This is a genomic window from Azoarcus sp. DD4 (genome assembly GCF_006496635.1).
Lineage (GTDB): Bacteria > Pseudomonadota > Gammaproteobacteria > Burkholderiales > Rhodocyclaceae > Azoarcus.
Genome location: NZ_CP022958.1, coordinates 533,479 through 548,346 on the forward strand (window position 1 = coordinate 533,479; position 14,868 = coordinate 548,346).

Sequence of the window (14,868 nt, forward strand, 5' to 3'; positions counted from 1 at the left end):
AACCGTCCGTCCAACCCGCAAATGCGGATGGGGGACGGGCGATGGCAAGGCGCGTGTGGGACATGCTCGGCGCGGTGCTCGCCGCCGCCTGCGGGCTGGTTTTCGGGTTCTTCGCCGGCATCGGCCTGGTGCGGGCGGCCGAACCCCCTCAGCCGCGCGCCGACTGCAGGATGGCGTCGGGTATCCTGTCCAGCGGCAGCACGCTGTCTACACCGCCCAGCCGTATCGCCTCCTTGGGCATACCGAACACCACGCAGGTGGATTCGTCCTCGGCCACGGTGCGGGCGCCGGCGTCGCGCATTTCCTTGAGGCCGCGCGCGCCGTCGTCGCCCATGCCGGTCATGATGACGCCGAGCGCGTTGCGGCCGGCGAACTTGGCGCAGGAGCGGAACAGCACGTCCACCGACGGCCGGTGACGGTTCACCAAGGGCCCGTCGACCACCTCCACCATGTACTGCGCGCCGCTGCGTGCCAGCATCATGTGCTTGCCGCCGGGCGCGATCAGCGCGCGGCCGGGCATCACACGGTCGCCGTGGCGGGCTTCGCGCACCTCGATCTTGCACAGGCCGTTGAGGCGTTCGGCGAACATCGCGGTGAAGCGTTCCGGCATGTGCTGGACGATGACGATGCCCGGACTCACCGCCGGCAAGCGGGTCAGCACCGCTTCCAGCGCCTGGGTGCCGCCGGTGGAGGTGCCGATGGCGACGATGCGGTCGGTGGTGCCGTACATGCCGGCGCCCTGGTGGCTTGCCGGCGACAGCACCGCGTCGGCCGACAGCTTGGGGCGGACTTCCGGCGGCTGGCGGTTCGCCATCGTGGCCGCGCTGCGGCCCAGCGCGCGCAGATTGGCGCGGGCGGCGGCCTTGATGGCCTGCACGATGTCGTTGGACGAGTCTTCCAGGAAGCTCTTGAGGCCGAGCTTGGGCTTGGTGATGATGGCCACCGCGCCGGCGGCAAGCGCTTCCATCGTGACCTGGGCGCCTTGCTCGGCCAGCGACGAGCAGATGATCACCGGCGTGGGCCGTTCGGCCATGATGCGCTTGAGGAAGCTTAGGCCGTCCATGCGTGGCATCTCGATGTCGACCACAAGCACGTCGGGCGACAGGGTCTTGAGCTTGTCGAGCGCGAACAGCGGGTCCTGCGCGGTGGCGATGACTTCGATGCCGGGGTCGCGGCTGATCGCCTGGCTCACGACCTGGCGTACCAGGGCGGAGTCGTCGACGATCATTACCTTGATCTTGTTTGTCATGGGCGGCTCGCCGGGGGAAGCGGCAATCAGCGTTGGGGAGTGGCCCGTTTATACAGCGTGGGGCGCAGCACGGCCAGTTCGTCGGTGATGCCGTTGAGGGTTTCCGAATGGCCGACGATGAAGCGGCCGTCGGTCTTGAGGTGGGGCACCATGTTGGCGATCACCTTGCGCTTGGTGTCGTTGTCGAAATAGATCATGACGTTGCGCAGGAAGATGAGGTCGAAGTGGCCGATGTCGCGCGCGTCCAATGCCACCAGATTGAGCTGGCGGAAGTCGATGCGCTCGCGCAGTTCCTTGCACATGAGAAAGCTGCCTTCCTGCTCGCGCACCCCCTTGAGGCAGTACTTTTTCAGCAACGGCGGCGGAATGCCTTCGGCCCGCTCTATCGGGTAATGGCCGGCGCGGGCACGTTCGAGCACCGTCAGGCTGATGTCGGAGGCGACGATTTCCCACGGTGCCGACAGGCCCAGGGTTTCGGCCAGCACCAGCGCCATCGTGTAAGGTTCTTCGCCCGACGAACAGGCGCCGCTCCAGATACGGAAGGGCTGGCCGCGGCGGCCGGCGGCGAATTCGCCCAGGAAGTCGAAGTGTGCCGATTCGCGGAAGAAGTAGGTCTCGTTGGTGGTGAGCAGATCCACCATGGTCTGCAGCTCGTCCGGATGCTCGCCGCTGGCAAGCATCCGGTAGTAGTCGCCGAAGCTGGTTAGCCCATGATGGCGCAGGCGCTTGCCGAGGCGGCCGACGAGCAGGATCTTCTTGGCGTCGGACAGGCTGATGCCGGCCAGGCGGTAGATCAGACGCTGGAAGAGGGCGAATTCCCGGTCGGTGATGGCCGGACTGTCCATTGGTGCAGTGGCTCCCGGATCAGAAGAGTTCGATGTTGCCGGGCGGCGGCTTGCGCTGCAGCGACTCGGCGTAGTTGGCTTCCTCGCGCGCGATTTCCTGCGCCGTCGCCATCGTCGTCGGCAGGCGCTTGCACCAGGCGGTACCGGTGGCGGGGATGAACAGCAGCTTGCGCGACCAGGGGCCGAGCAGGTCGGCGGCGAGCAGTTCTATGCGCTCGCGCGCCAGCCATTCGCGGGCGAAGTCGGCGTTGCGGTTGCCGATGCCGGCCGAGGCCATGCCGCTGATGATGGTGCCGCCGCCGAAGGCCTTGGCCTGGATGCGGTGGCGCGCGGCGCCCTGGTTGAGCAGGCCGTTGAGCAGGGCTTCCATGGCGTAGTCGCCCGACAGCAGCATGTCGTCGTCGGCGTGGTGGTCGTCGCGGCGCATGGTGGGCAGCATGAAGTGGTTCATGCCGCCGAGCCGGGTGGCCGGGTCGAACAGGCAGACCGCGACACAGGAGCCGAGCAGGGTGGAGATCGGCCGCTGGCGCTCGACGGCCCATTCGCCGGGCGCGATGTTGCGCGCCAGGCGTTCGACTTCCTGCGGCGAAAGGGCATCCCAGTCGGTCACGGTGAGAGGGGTTCCGGGGCGTCCGGCGCCGGATTCATCGACGGGCGTCCTCGGTCGCGAAGAAATCCATCAGTTCCTGCAGCTGTCCGGCCTGTCCGCCGAGTTCCTCGGCGGTGGCGGCGAGTTCCTCGGAGGCGGAGGCGTTCTGCTGGGTGGCCTTGTTGAGCTGGCCCATGGCGTTGTTGATCTGGACGACGCCGGCGGACTGCTCCTGGCTGGCCGAGGCGATCTCCTGGACGAGGTCGGAGGTCTTGCGGATGGAGGGCACCATCTCGCCCAGCAGCGCGCCGGCGCGCTCGGCGAGCGTGACCGAATTGCCGGCGAGCTGGCCGATCTCCTGGGCGGCGACCTGGCTGCGCTCGGCAAGCTTCCTGACCTCGGCGGCGACGACGGCGAAGCCCTTGCCGTGCTCGCCGGCACGCGCCGCCTCGATGGCGGCGTTGAGGGCGAGCAGATTGGTCTGGTAGGCGATGTCGTCGATGATGCCGATCTTGCCGGCGATGTTCTTCATCGCCTCGACGGTATTGCGCACCGCCTCGCCGCCCTCGGCCGCCTCGGTGGCGGACTTGGTGGCCATGCCGTCGGTGACCTTGGCGTTCTCGGAGTTCTGGTTGATCGAGGCGGTCATCTGCTCGACCGATGCGGAGGACTCCTCGACGGAAGCGGCCTGCTCGGAGGACGCCTGGGACAGGCTCTGTGCGGTGGCGGAGACCTGTCCGGCGGCGTTGGAAAGCGCATCGGCGGCCGAGCGTACCTGCTCGATGATCTCGGCGAGCTTGTCGAGCGAGCCGTTGACCGCCTCTTGCAGCACGCGGAAATCGCCGGCGTACTGGGCATCGATCTTCTGGGTGAGATCGCCGTGCGAGAGCGCGATCATGACGCGCTTGACCTCGTTGATCGGGTCGATCACCGCGTCGAGCGTGTGATTCACCCCCTCGACGATCTTGCGGTAGTCGCCCTGGTGGCGGGCGGCGTCGGCGCGGGTGTCGAGCCGGCCCTCGACGGCGGCCTGGGCGAGCATGGCGGCGTCGGCCACCAGCGCGCCGACGGCGTCGATGCAGGTGTTGAGGTTGTTCTTGATGGTGTTGAAGTCGCCGCTGTAGCTGTCGGTGATCTTCGCGGGGATCGCGCCGCGGGCGATGCGGTCGACATAGTCGGCGGCGACGTTGAGGGGCCCGATGACGGCATCGAGGGTGTCGTTCACGCCCTGGACGATGCGCTGGTAGTCGCCCTGGTGGCGGCTGGCGTCGGCGCGGGTGGCGAGCTTGCCGTCGACGGCGGCGCGCGAGAGCATGACGGCGTCGGCCACCAGCGCGTTGATCGCGTCGATGGCGGTGTTGAGGTTGTTCTTGATGGCGTTGAAGTCGCCGTTGTAGTTGTCGGTGATGCGGGGCGGGATGGCGCCGCGGGCGATGCGGTCGACGTAGTCGGCGGCCACGTTCAGCGGGCCGATCACCGCGTCGAGCGTGGCGTTCACGCCCTCGACGATCTTGCGGAAGTCGCCCTGGTGGCGGGCGGCGTCGGCGCGGGTGGCGAGCTTGCCGTCCACCGCGGCGCGGGCGAGCAGGCCGGCGTCGTCGATCATCGCGTGCACATTGCGCTGCACCTCGGCGAGCGCGGTTTCGATCTCGCCGAGTTCGTTGCGGTCGCTGACGTCGATCGCCTGGTCGAGACTGCCGGCGGCGATGCGGCGGGCCGCCACCGCCGTCGAATGCAGGCTGCGCAGCACATGGGTTACCTGCCAGCCGAACAGGACCGCCACCACCGCCACCAGCAGGGTGAGCAGCGCCGACAGCGCAAAGCGCCACTGCGAACCCTGCTTGAGGGTGTTGGCGTACAGGGTGAGATCGCCGGCGATGCGGTCTTCCAGCGCCTTCATCTGGTCGATCTTGGTGGTGATGGTGGCGAACCAGCGCGCCGGGTCGACCTCGAACTGGCCCTCCAGCATGCGGTCGAGCGCGACCTTGCGCAGGCGCGCAGCCTCGCGGCCGGTCTCGCTGTCCAGCACGCCGTCGAGCGAGGCGGTCCATTCGGCGCGTGCCATCGGCCGGAAGCTGGCGAGATAAGTGTCCTGCGCGGTGAGGATGGTGATGATGCGCCGGTGCAGGGCGACGTCGGCGGGCTGGTTGGCGGCGAACAGGCCGTTGATCGAGGCGCGCTCGCGACCGGCCTGTTCCTTGGCGCTGACGAACATCAGGTAGGCGGTCATGCCGCGCACGATGTCGGCCTCGTCAGCCGCGGCGGCGGCGCGTTCGACTACCGCAAGCAGGCTTTCGATGGTGCCGGTGTAATAGGAGAAGGACGCCGGACCGGCGAGCTTCAGGGCCGAAACCTGGGCGCGCTTGTCCTGGAGTTCGCGCAGCTGGCCCTGGGCGCTGCCGAGTGCGTCGGCGATCGCCGGCGGCAGCTCGGCGCCGGCGTTGGCGAGCCAGCCGTCGAGCGCTTCGCGGGCGCTGTCGGACGCCCGGCGCTGGCTATCGAGTTCGTTGCGGAAACGCTCGCCGCGCGAGCCGATGAAGCCGGCCGACAGGCCGCGCTCCTTCTGCAGTTCGTGCACCACGCCGTTGACCTGGACCGACAGTTCGCCGAGTTGGGCGCTGCGGGCGAGCGTGCCCATCGCCTGCCACTGGCGCACGAGGTCGGCGGCAGCGTAATAGAGCACGCCGGCGATCACCAGCGCGAACAGCAGGAACAGGCGCAGGCGGATCGAGCGCCAGCCGTAGTTGTTGTTCTTCATTCTGTCTCCCCGAGCAGTCCTCGGTGCGGTGGCCCCGCGCCGGGTGGCGGGGGCCTGTTTTTTATTCGGCGCTGGCGGCGTTGTCGTCATCGCTCAGGCGGGTGAGCATGGCGATCTCCTCGGTGGAGAGCACCCGCTCGACGTTGAGGATGATGACGAAGCGGCCGTCGACCTTGCCCATGCCCTGGATGAAGTCGGCGCGGATCTTGGCGCCGAAGGCGGGTGGCGGTTCGATCTCGGTGCGCGGGATCTCCAACACCTCGTTCACCGCATCGACGATCACGCCGAGATCCTGCTTGCCGTCCTCGCCTTCGATTTCGACAATGACGATGCAGGTGCGGCGCGACACCGTCGAGTTCTTGCCGCCGAAGCGGGCCGAGAGGTCGATCACCGGCACCACCGCGCCGCGCAGGTTGATTACCCCGCGGATGAAGCTGGGCATCATCGGGATCTCGGTGACGTTGCCGAACTCGATGATTTCCTTGACGTTGAGGATGCCCAGTGCGAAGACCTCGCCGCCAAGGCTGAAGGTGAGGTATTGCTGCGGGCCGTCGTCGGCCGTGGTCTGGACGCTGCCGGGCTGGCGTTTGCCGCTTGCAACTATCTGGTTCATGGTCTGGCGCTCGCGTGAGGGGCGTAAGTTCAGAAACGTTCGAAATCGGCTTCGGAGAAGCTGACGGGTTTGCGGGAGCTGCGCGCTGCGGGCACCGCGGCCGGTGCCGGCGCGGCACGGGGCGCGGGCTTGCGCGAGGCCACGGTGGTGGGCTTGAAGCCGGCGTTGTCGCCGACGGTGAAGAAACCCATCAGCTGCTGCAGCTGTCCGGCCTGTCCGCCGAGTTCCTCGGCGGTGGCGGCGAGTTCCTCGGAGGCGGAGGCGTTCTGCTGGGTGGCCTTGTTGAGCTGGCCCATGGCGTTGTTGATCTGGACGACGCCGGCGGACTGCTCCTGGCTGGCCGAGGCGATCTCCTGGACGAGGTCGGAGGTCTTGCGGATGGAGGGCACCATCTCGCCCAGCAGCGCGCCGGCGCGCTCGGCGAGCGTGACCGAATTGCCGGCGAGCTGGCCGATCTCCTGGGCGGCGACCTGGCTGCGCTCGGCAAGCTTCCTGACCTCGGCGGCGACGACGGCGAAGCCCTTGCCGTGCTCGCCGGCACGCGCCGCCTCGATGGCGGCGTTGAGGGCGAGCAGATTGGTCTGGTAGGCGATGTCGTCGATGATGCCGATCTTGCCGGCGATGTTCTTCATCGCCTCGACGGTATTGCGCACCGCCTCGCCGCCCTCGGCCGCCTCGGTGGCGGACTTGGTGGCCATGCCGTCGGTGACCTTGGCGTTCTCGGAGTTCTGGTTGATCGAGGCGGTCATCTGCTCGACCGATGCGGAGGACTCCTCGACGGAAGCGGCCTGCTCGGAGGACGCCTGGGACAGGCTCTGTGCGGTGGCGGAGACCTGTCCGGCGGCGTTGGAAAGCGCATCGGCGGCCGAGCGCACCTGCTCGATGATCTCGGCGAGCTTGTCGAGCGAGCCGTTGACCGCCTCTTGCAGCACGCGGAAATCGCCGGCGTACTGGGCATCGATCTTCTGGGTGAGATCGCCGTGCGAGAGCGCGATCATGACGCGCTTGACCTCGTTGATCGGGTCGATCACCGCGTCCAGCGTGTGATTCACCCCCTCGACGATCTTGCGGTAGTCGCCCTGGTGGCGGGCGGCGTCGGCGCGGGTGTCGAGCCGGCCCTCGATCGCCGCCTGGGCGAGCATGGCGGCATCGGCCACCAGCGCGCCGACGGCGTCGATGCAGGTGTTGAGGTTGTTCTTGATGGTGTTGAAGTCGCCGTTGTAGCTGTCGGTGATCCGCGGCGGGATGGCGCCGCGGGCGATGCGGTCGACGTAGTCGGCGGCGACGTTGAGCGGCCCGATCACCGCGTCGAGGGTGTCGTTCACGCCCTGGACGATGCGCTGGTAGTCGCCCTGGTGGCGGCTGGCGTCGGCGCGGGTGGCGAGCTTGCCGTCGACGGCGGCGCGCGAGAGCATGACGGCGTCGGCCACCAGCGCGTTGATCGCGTCGATGGCGGTGTTGAGGTTGTTCTTGATGGCGTTGAAGTCGCCGTTGTAGTTGTCGGTGATGCGGGGCGGGATGGCGCCGCGGGCGATGCGGTCGACGTAGTCGGCGGCCACGTTCAGGGGGCCGATCACCGCGTCCAGGGTGGCGTTCACCCCTTCGACCACCTCGCGGTAGCCGCCGTGGTACTTCTCTAGGTCGGCACGCGTGGCGAGCTGGCCGGCGACCGCGGCGCGCGACAGCGACACCGCCTCGGCGCGCATCTGCCGGACGCTGATGCGGATCGCATCGTTGGCGTCCAGCACCGCACCCAGTTCGTTCTTCAGCGTGTTGTCGGTTACGGTGTCGAAATCACCGTCGGCCAGGTGACGGGCGGAATCCACCGCGCTGCGTATCGAACGGGTCAGGTCGCGCACGGTGGCGACCGAGAGCAGCAGCAGGCCGGCGATCATCACGCCGCCTATCGTCAGCTGCACGCCGATTTCCTGCCACAGCGCCGCTTCGACGTCCTCGATGTAGATACCGCTCGCCAGCATCCAGCCCCAGGGGGTGAAGCCCTTGACGTAGGACAGCTTGGGCACCGCCTTGTCCGAACCCGGCCGCGGCCACAGGTAATCGACGAAACCCTCGCCGCGCTGCCTGACCACGCTGACCATCTCGACGAAGAACAGCTTGCCGCCGCTGTCCTTCATCTGCGACAAGTCCTTGCCGTTGAGTTCGGGCTTGATCGGATGCATCAGCATCTTGTGGTCGAGGTCGTTGATCCAGAAGTATTCCTCGCCGTCGTAGCGCAGGCCGCGGATCACGTCCATCGCCGCCGCCTGGGCCTGCTCGCGACCCATCTGGCCGGCGAGCTCGCGCTCGTGATAGTGCTTGAGGATGCCGTGCGCGAGCTCGATCAGGTTGCGGGTCTTGTCCTTGCGGTCCGCCATCATGCTGGACTGCAGGCTGAACAGCGCAAACACCACGGCCACGGCAATGCCGAGGACCGCGACGAGTACGAGCAGCCGGGTTCTGGTTGCGATCTTCATGGAGGCTGGGGGGTGATAAGAGTGGTCAGAAACGTTCGAAATCGGCTTCGGAGAAGCTGACGGGTTTGCGGGTGCTGCGCGCTGCGGGCACCGCGGCCGGTGCCGGCGCGGCCCGGGGCGCGGGCTTGCGCGAGGCCACGGCGGGCTTGAAACCGGCGTTGTCGCCGACGGTGAAGAAGCCCATCAGCTGCTGCAGCTGTCCGGCCTGTCCGCCGAGTTCCTCGGCGGTGGCGGCGAGTTCCTCGGAGGCGGAGGCGTTCTGCTGGGTGGCCTTGTTGAGCTGGCCCATGGCGTTGTTGATCTGGACGACGCCGGCGGACTGCTCCTGGCTGGCCGAGGCGATCTCCTGGACGAGGTCGGAGGTCTTGCGGATGGAGGGCACCATCTCGCCCAGCAGCGCGCCGGCGCGCTCGGCGAGCGTGACCGAATTGCCGGCGAGCTGGCCGATCTCCTGGGCGGCGACCTGGCTGCGCTCGGCAAGCTTCCTGACCTCGGCGGCGACGACGGCGAAGCCCTTGCCGTGCTCGCCGGCACGCGCCGCCTCGATGGCGGCGTTCAAGGCGAGCAGATTGGTCTGGTAGGCGATGTCGTCGATGATGCCGATCTTGCCGGCGATGTTCTTCATCGCCTCGACGGTATTGCGCACCGCCTCGCCGCCCTCGGCCGCCTCGGTGGCGGACTTGGTGGCCATGCCGTCGGTGACCTTGGCGTTCTCGGAGTTCTGGTTGATCGAGGCGGTCATCTGCTCGACCGAGGCGGAGGACTCCTCGACGGAAGCGGCCTGCTCGGAGGACGCCTGGGACAGGCTCTGTGCGGTGGCGGAGACCTGTCCGGCGGCGTTGGAAAGCGCATCGGCGGCCGAGCGCACCTGCTCGATGATCTCGGCGAGCTTGTCGAGCGAGCCGTTGACCGCCTCTTGCAGCACGCGGAAATCGCCGGCGTACTGGGCATCGATCTTCTGGGTGAGATCGCCGTGCGAGAGCGCGATCATGACGCGCTTGACCTCGTTGATCGGGTCGATCACCGCGTCCAGCGTGTGATTCACCCCCTCGACGATCTTGCGGTAGTCGCCCTGGTGGCGGGCCGCGTCGGCGCGGGTATCGAGCCGGCCCTCGACGGCGGCCTGGGCGAGCATGGCGGCGTCGGCCACCAGCGCGCCGACGGCGTCGATGCAGGTGTTGAGGTTGTTCTTGATGGTGTTGAAGTCGCCGTTGTAGCTGTCGGTGATCTTCGCGGGGATCGCGCCGCGGGCGATGCGGTCGACGTAGTCGGCGGCGACGTTGAGGGGCCCGATGACCGCATCGAGGGTGTCGTTGACGCCCTGGACGATGCGCTGGTAGTCGCCCTGGTGGCGGCTGGCGTCGGCGCGGGTGGCGAGCTTGCCGTCGACGGCGGCGCGCGAGAGCATGACGGCGTCGGCCACCAGCGCGTTGATCGCGTCGATGGCGGTGTTGAGGTTGTTCTTGATGGCGTTGAAGTCGCCGTTGTAGTTGTCGGTGATGCGGGGCGGGATGGCGCCGCGGGCGATGCGGTCGACGTAGTCGGCGGCCACGTTCAGCGGGCCGATCACCGCGTCGAGCGTGGCGTTCACGCCCTCGACGATCTTGCGGAAGTCGCCCTGGTGGCGGGCGGCGTCGGCGCGGGTGGCGAGCTTGCCGTCCACCGCGGCGCGGGCGAGCAGGCCGGCGTCGTCGATCATGGTGCGCACGCTGCGCTGCACGTCGGCCACGGCGCGGACCACTTCGCCGACTTCATCCTTGGCGTCGGAGGCGAGTTCGAACTTGAAGTCGCCTACCGCCATCTTGCGGGCGGCGCCGAGCGCTTCGCCGATCGGCCGGGTGATCGACCGCGTGACGAAGATGCCGAAGCCGATCGCGAGCAGCACGGCGATGGCTGCCAGCACGCCGATCAGGATGGCGGTGCTGTTGGCGAGCGCGTTGGCCGCCTGACCGGATTCCGTCATCAGCCTCGACTGGAAGGCGATCATCTCTTCGGCGTTGGCGAGGTAGCTGGCCTGGGTCTTGCGGACCGGGCCGAGCAGGTGGTGGATCGCCTGCTCGGTCTGGCCGGCCTTGAGCAGCTCCATGTACCTGTCCTGCTCGGCACCGGTCGCACGGCGGCTCTCCAGTGTCTTGTCGAGGATGCGGCGGCCTTCCGGCAGCACGATGATCCTGTCCAGGGTGGCGAAGTCTTCCGCGGTCTTGCGGCGGGCCTCGGCGATACGGGCGAACTCTTCGGCGATGGCATCGGGCGTCTTGACCAGGGCCGCATTGCGCAGCGCACGCGCCGAGACGTTGACGTTGTCGATGATGCGGTTGGCCAGAACGGTCTTGGGAAAGCTCTCGTTCACCACGTAGTCGATCGAGTTCGACAGGGTGTTGACGCGCGTTGCCGCAACCGCGGCGACGATGATGAGCAGGGCCAGGGTGATGCCGAAGCCGATGCTGAGTCGTATCCCGATTTTCAGGTTCTTCATGCTTGCCTCGTGAGCTGCCGGTCGTTATCGGTGGATGTGGATACGGAAAAATCAGTTGGGTGAGGATGCGAGCTGCCGGGGCGCGCCGGGCAGGCGCGCCTTCTGTTCCTCACGGCTGGCGCAGCGCTGAACCAGGGCCTGGACGTCGAGGATGAGCGCGACTTCGCCGCTGCCGAGGATGGTGGAGCCGCTGATGCCCTTCACATGGCGGAAGATGGAGCCGAGCGGCTTGATCACCGTCTGGAACTCGCCCATCAGCTGGTCGACCACGATGCCGGCCTTGAGTCCGGCGTACTGCACGACGACCACGTTCTGCCGTGCCGGCGCTTCGCCCGCGACTTCGAACATGTCGCGCAGGCGCACGAAGGGCAGCACTTCGCCACGCAGGCTGATGTAGTCGCGGCCATTGGCGTTGTGGTCGAGTTCGATGCACTCGACCACGGTGTCCAGCGGTATGACGTAGGCGGCGCGGCCGACGCCGACCAGGAAGCCGTCGATGATGGCCAGCGTCAGCGGCAGCCTGATCGCGAAGCGCGAACCCTGGCCGGCTTCCGAGCTGACTTCCACGGTGCCGCGCAGGCTCTGGATGTTGCGGCGGACCACGTCCATGCCGACGCCGCGTCCCGACAGGTTGCTGACCTGGGCCGCGGTCGAGAAGCCGGCCTCGAAGATGAGGTTGTAGATTTCCGCGTCGGACAGGGGCTGGCCGGCCTGCACCAGACCGCGCTCGACGGCCTTGGCGACGATGCGCTCGCGGTTGAGGCCGCCACCGTCGTCGGCCACCTCGATGATGATGCTGCCCGAATCATGATAGGCATTGAGCTCCAGCCGGCCGCGCGCCGGCTTGCCGTGGGCGATGCGTGCCTCGGGGGCCTCGATGCCGTGGTCCATGGCGTTGCGCACCAGGTGCATCAGCGGATCGCCGATCTTTTCCACCATGGACTTGTCGAGTTCGGTTTCGCCGCCGGAGATGGCCAGCTCGATGTCCTTGCCCAGCTCCTTGGAGACGTCGCGCACGACGCGGTTGAAGCGGTTGAAGGTTTCGCCGATCTGCACCATGCGCAGCTGCAGAGCCGCGTCGCGGATGCTCTCGACCAGGCGGCTGGTGAGCGAGGTGGCTTCCACCAGTTCGCCCAGCCCGCTTTTGCCGGCCAGCAGGTTCACGCTGGCGCCGGCGATGACGAGTTCGCCGACCAGATCGATGAGCTTGTCGAGCTTGTCGGCCTGGATGCGGATCAGGCGCGATTCGGCGGCCTTCTTGTCATGTACCTGCTTCTGCTTGACGACCGCGGCTTCGACGAGCTCGGGCTGCACCACCTTGTGCTCGATCAGGATCTCGCCGATCGGGGCCGGCGTGCCGTCCTCGGCCGCTTCGTCGGCGGTTGGGTGTTGCTGGGCGTCGAGGCCGGCGTCGAGTTCGGCCTGGGTGAGCGCGCCGACGCGGACGAGAATCTCGCCCAGGCGCATCGTGTCCTCGGGCAGGGTGTTGATCAGTGCGACGTAGTCCGCCAGCCGGCTGTTGGGCGGCAGGATGTGCAGCGTGCAGTCGTCGCGGACGAAATCGAACACCCGCTCGATCGCCGCCTTGTCGGCCGAGGACGCAAAGCTGATCTCGAAGCCGAGATAACAGCACTCGGCGTCCATCTCCTCGGCCGCCGGCATGGCGTCGGCCAGGGTTTCCATGCGCAGGATCTGACCGAGCGTGGCGAGGTAGCGCAGGAAGGACAGCGGGTCCATGCCGTTCTTCAGCACATCGGGCCCGAAGCGCAGCGAGATGTGCCAGCAGTCGGTTTCGACTGCGCCGCCGCCGGAGCTGTGCACCGCCTCCTCGCACGCGGTCGGCGGGCCGGCGTGGCCGGCAGGGGCTGCATGGCCGTCCAGCCAGTCGCGCTGGATGCGGCCGAGCAGGGCGGCGCCTTCGGCAGCCAGATCCTCGTCGGGTGCCGGCGCGCCGGTTTCGAGCACGCCGAGCAGGTTGCCGATGTGGTCCGAGCAGGCGAGCAGCAGGGCGACGAGGTCGGCATCGAGCTTGATCTCGCCGTTGCGCAGCTTGTCGAGCGCGTTCTCGACCACATGGGTGAAGGCAACGATGAAGTCGCACTCGACCACGCCGGCGCCGCCCTTGATGGTGTGCGCCGAGCGGAACACCGCGTTGAGCGTGTCGCTGTCGTCCGGCGTGCTTTCGAGCTGCAGCAGGGCGGCTTCGAGCGCGGCAAGCTGCTCGCGGCTCTCGGTTACGAAAACCGTTGTGATTTCGTCCATGGCGGGTACCGGGTCAGCTTTCTTGGGCGGGAATCAGCATCGGGTCGCCGAACTCGGCGGCCATGTTGAAGAAGTCGACCACTTCGCGCACCGCCTGGCTGTGGGCGACGATGCGGGCCTTCTTGCCGAGACGGCTGGCTTCGCGTTTGACGAGAATCAGGAGCTGGAAGCCGGCGGTGTCGATCTCGGCTACCGCCGAGAGGTCGATCTCGAGATCGTCGGTGGCGGCAAGCGCGTCCACCAGCTGCTGCTTCTGCGCCGCGGCGTGGTAGATGGTCATGTCCTCGACGATGGCGAGGCGGGGGCTGTTCGGCGTGTCGGTGCTCATGGGGTCAGAACAGTTCGATCTTCCGGCTGCCGCCGCTTACGTCGTCGGCCTGGTGCAGCGCGTTGCGGTGGGTGTGGCGCTGCTGGTCCATGACGTACTGCGAGTAGATCTCGTCCAGATGCACGGATAGCGGCGTGTATTGGAAACTGGCGTTCTCCGACTGCAGCAGGCGCTCGGCCAGTACGCCAAGGTGGCTGTCGAGCCGGCGCAGCGATTCGGCGGTGTGCTCCAGTTGCTGGCGGGTGACGTCCTGGAACTGCACGCTGGCGAGCGCCGCCATGAACATGTTGGCCAGTTCCTCGCTGCTGCCGCGCACGGTATCGATCACGCTGCCCTGATGCTTGAGGATTTCCTCGTAGCTGTGGCCGAGCGCGCCGAGCTGATCGGCGAACTGGCCGAGCGCCGCCTGTTCGCGGTCCAGGTTGATCGCGGAAAGTTTCTCCTGCAGCTGCGTTTCGATGGTGTTGGCAACGCCGAGGATGCCCTGGTTGATCGCCAGCACCGCCTTCTCGGTCTCGGCCGAGAGCTTGCGCACTTCGTCGGCTACCACCGCAAAGCCGCGTCCGGCCTCGCCCGCGCGGGCGGCCTCGATGGCGGCGTTGAGCGCCAGCAGGTTGGTCTGGGCGGCGATGTCCTTGATCAGCCGGGTCAGCGATTCCAGCGAACGCGCTTCGTGCACCACCTGGCCGACGCGCTCCTGGTCCTGGCGGGCCTCCTGGATGCGGTACTCGATGTACTGGCGCATCTCGGCGATCAGCTTCTGGTTGCTGGCGATGCGGGCCTCGGATGCATGCGCCATCTGGTCGGATTCGGACGAGCTTTCGGCCACGAAGGTGTTGAGATGGCTGACCACGCCGTCGATCGCCTGCAAGCGCTCGGTGATGTCGTACGCGGCCTGCTCGGTCTGCTGCACCACGCTGTCGAGCTGCTGGCGCAGCACGTCGTTGTAGGTAGGCACCGCGCGCAGTTCGCCGGCGACTTCCTCGCCGACCGCCGCGACGTTGTGCGAGGCGTGCTGCAGCTGCTCCTGCGAGGAGGTCAGGCCGTACATGTGGTCGCGGAAGAAGGCGAGCGACACCAGCCGCTGACCGACGTAGGCAACGGTGACGATCATCATCGAACCGATCGCGTCGCCGATCGGCAGCGACAGGCCTATCGCCGGCAGGAAGGCGGTGTGGAACCAGTCGTTGAGGAAATAGACGGTGATCCCGGCCAGGATGGCGACGGTCGCGAAGACGACGAGCGAGCGTTGCAGGAGCGTAGTGACAGGCATA

At 67.6% G+C, this 14,868-nt stretch carries 10 protein-coding genes; all 10 read right to left on the minus strand.

Annotated features, from left to right (window positions below; translation table 11 throughout):
- Positions 1 to 148: 148 nt before the first annotated feature.
- Positions 149 to 1,249: a chemotaxis response regulator protein-glutamate methylesterase gene (locus CJ010_RS02640; RefSeq protein WP_141016603.1), complete on the minus strand. Its 1,101-nt coding sequence runs from the start codon at positions 1,247 to 1,249 to the stop codon at positions 149 to 151.
- Between the two features lie 26 nt (positions 1,250 to 1,275).
- The gene (locus tag CJ010_RS02645; RefSeq protein ID WP_141016604.1) at positions 1,276 to 2,094 is read right to left on the minus strand and encodes a protein-glutamate O-methyltransferase CheR; all 819 of its coding nucleotides are present in this window, start codon (positions 2,092 to 2,094) and stop codon (positions 1,276 to 1,278) included.
- Between the two features lie 19 nt (positions 2,095 to 2,113).
- The gene (locus CJ010_RS02650) at positions 2,114 to 2,704 is read right to left on the minus strand and encodes a chemotaxis protein CheD (protein ID WP_141016605.1); all 591 of its coding nucleotides are present in this window, start codon (positions 2,702 to 2,704) and stop codon (positions 2,114 to 2,116) included.
- 34 nt (positions 2,705 to 2,738) lie between these two features.
- The gene (locus tag CJ010_RS02655) at positions 2,739 to 5,441 is read right to left on the minus strand and encodes a nitrate- and nitrite sensing domain-containing protein (RefSeq protein ID WP_141016606.1); all 2,703 of its coding nucleotides are present in this window, start codon (positions 5,439 to 5,441) and stop codon (positions 2,739 to 2,741) included.
- A 61-nt stretch (positions 5,442 to 5,502) separates the two neighbouring features.
- A complete protein-coding gene (locus CJ010_RS02660) occupies positions 5,503 to 6,054 on the minus strand; it encodes a chemotaxis protein CheW (RefSeq protein ID WP_141016607.1) in 552 nt (183 codons plus the stop codon).
- A 29-nt stretch (positions 6,055 to 6,083) separates the two neighbouring features.
- Positions 6,084 to 8,528, minus strand: a complete 2,445-nt coding sequence (locus CJ010_RS02665) for a cache domain-containing protein (protein ID WP_141016608.1) — start codon at positions 8,526 to 8,528, stop codon at positions 6,084 to 6,086.
- A 25-nt stretch (positions 8,529 to 8,553) separates the two neighbouring features.
- A complete protein-coding gene (locus CJ010_RS02670) occupies positions 8,554 to 11,004 on the minus strand; it encodes a methyl-accepting chemotaxis protein (protein WP_141016609.1) in 2,451 nt (816 codons plus the stop codon).
- A gap of 51 nt (positions 11,005 to 11,055) precedes the next feature.
- Entirely contained in the window at positions 11,056 to 13,266 is a 2,211-nt protein-coding gene (locus CJ010_RS02675; RefSeq protein ID WP_141016610.1) for a chemotaxis protein CheA, read from the minus strand.
- A 13-nt stretch (positions 13,267 to 13,279) separates the two neighbouring features.
- A complete protein-coding gene (locus CJ010_RS02680; protein ID WP_141016611.1) occupies positions 13,280 to 13,594 on the minus strand; it encodes a lipid asymmetry maintenance protein MlaB in 315 nt (104 codons plus the stop codon).
- A gap of 4 nt (positions 13,595 to 13,598) precedes the next feature.
- Positions 13,599 to 14,867: a methyl-accepting chemotaxis protein gene (locus tag CJ010_RS02685; RefSeq protein WP_141016612.1), complete on the minus strand. Its 1,269-nt coding sequence runs from the start codon at positions 14,865 to 14,867 to the stop codon at positions 13,599 to 13,601.
- Between the last annotated feature and the right edge of the window lies 1 nt (position 14,868).

Bases quoted from the DNA above. Each gene is read 5' to 3' on its own strand.
- CJ010_RS02655 (WP_141016606.1), bottom strand. From the start codon at position 5,441: ATGAAGAACAACAACTACGGCTGGCGCTCGATCCGCCTGCGCCTGTTC.
- CJ010_RS02680 (WP_141016611.1), bottom strand. From the start codon at position 13,594: ATGAGCACCGACACGCCGAACAGCCCCCGCCTCGCCATCGTCGAGGAC.
- CJ010_RS02670 (WP_141016609.1), bottom strand. From the start codon at position 11,004: ATGAAGAACCTGAAAATCGGGATACGACTCAGCATCGGCTTCGGCATC.
- CJ010_RS02660 (WP_141016607.1), bottom strand. From the start codon at position 6,054: ATGAACCAGATAGTTGCAAGCGGCAAACGCCAGCCCGGCAGCGTCCAG.
- CJ010_RS02645 (WP_141016604.1), bottom strand. From the start codon at position 2,094: ATGGACAGTCCGGCCATCACCGACCGGGAATTCGCCCTCTTCCAGCGT.
- CJ010_RS02640 (WP_141016603.1), bottom strand. From the start codon at position 1,249: ATGACAAACAAGATCAAGGTAATGATCGTCGACGACTCCGCCCTGGTA.
- CJ010_RS02685 (WP_141016612.1), bottom strand. From the start codon at position 14,867: ATGCCTGTCACTACGCTCCTGCAACGCTCGCTCGTCGTCTTCGCGACC.
- CJ010_RS02665 (WP_141016608.1), bottom strand. From the start codon at position 8,528: ATGAAGATCGCAACCAGAACCCGGCTGCTCGTACTCGTCGCGGTCCTC.
- CJ010_RS02675 (WP_141016610.1), bottom strand. From the start codon at position 13,266: ATGGACGAAATCACAACGGTTTTCGTAACCGAGAGCCGCGAGCAGCTT.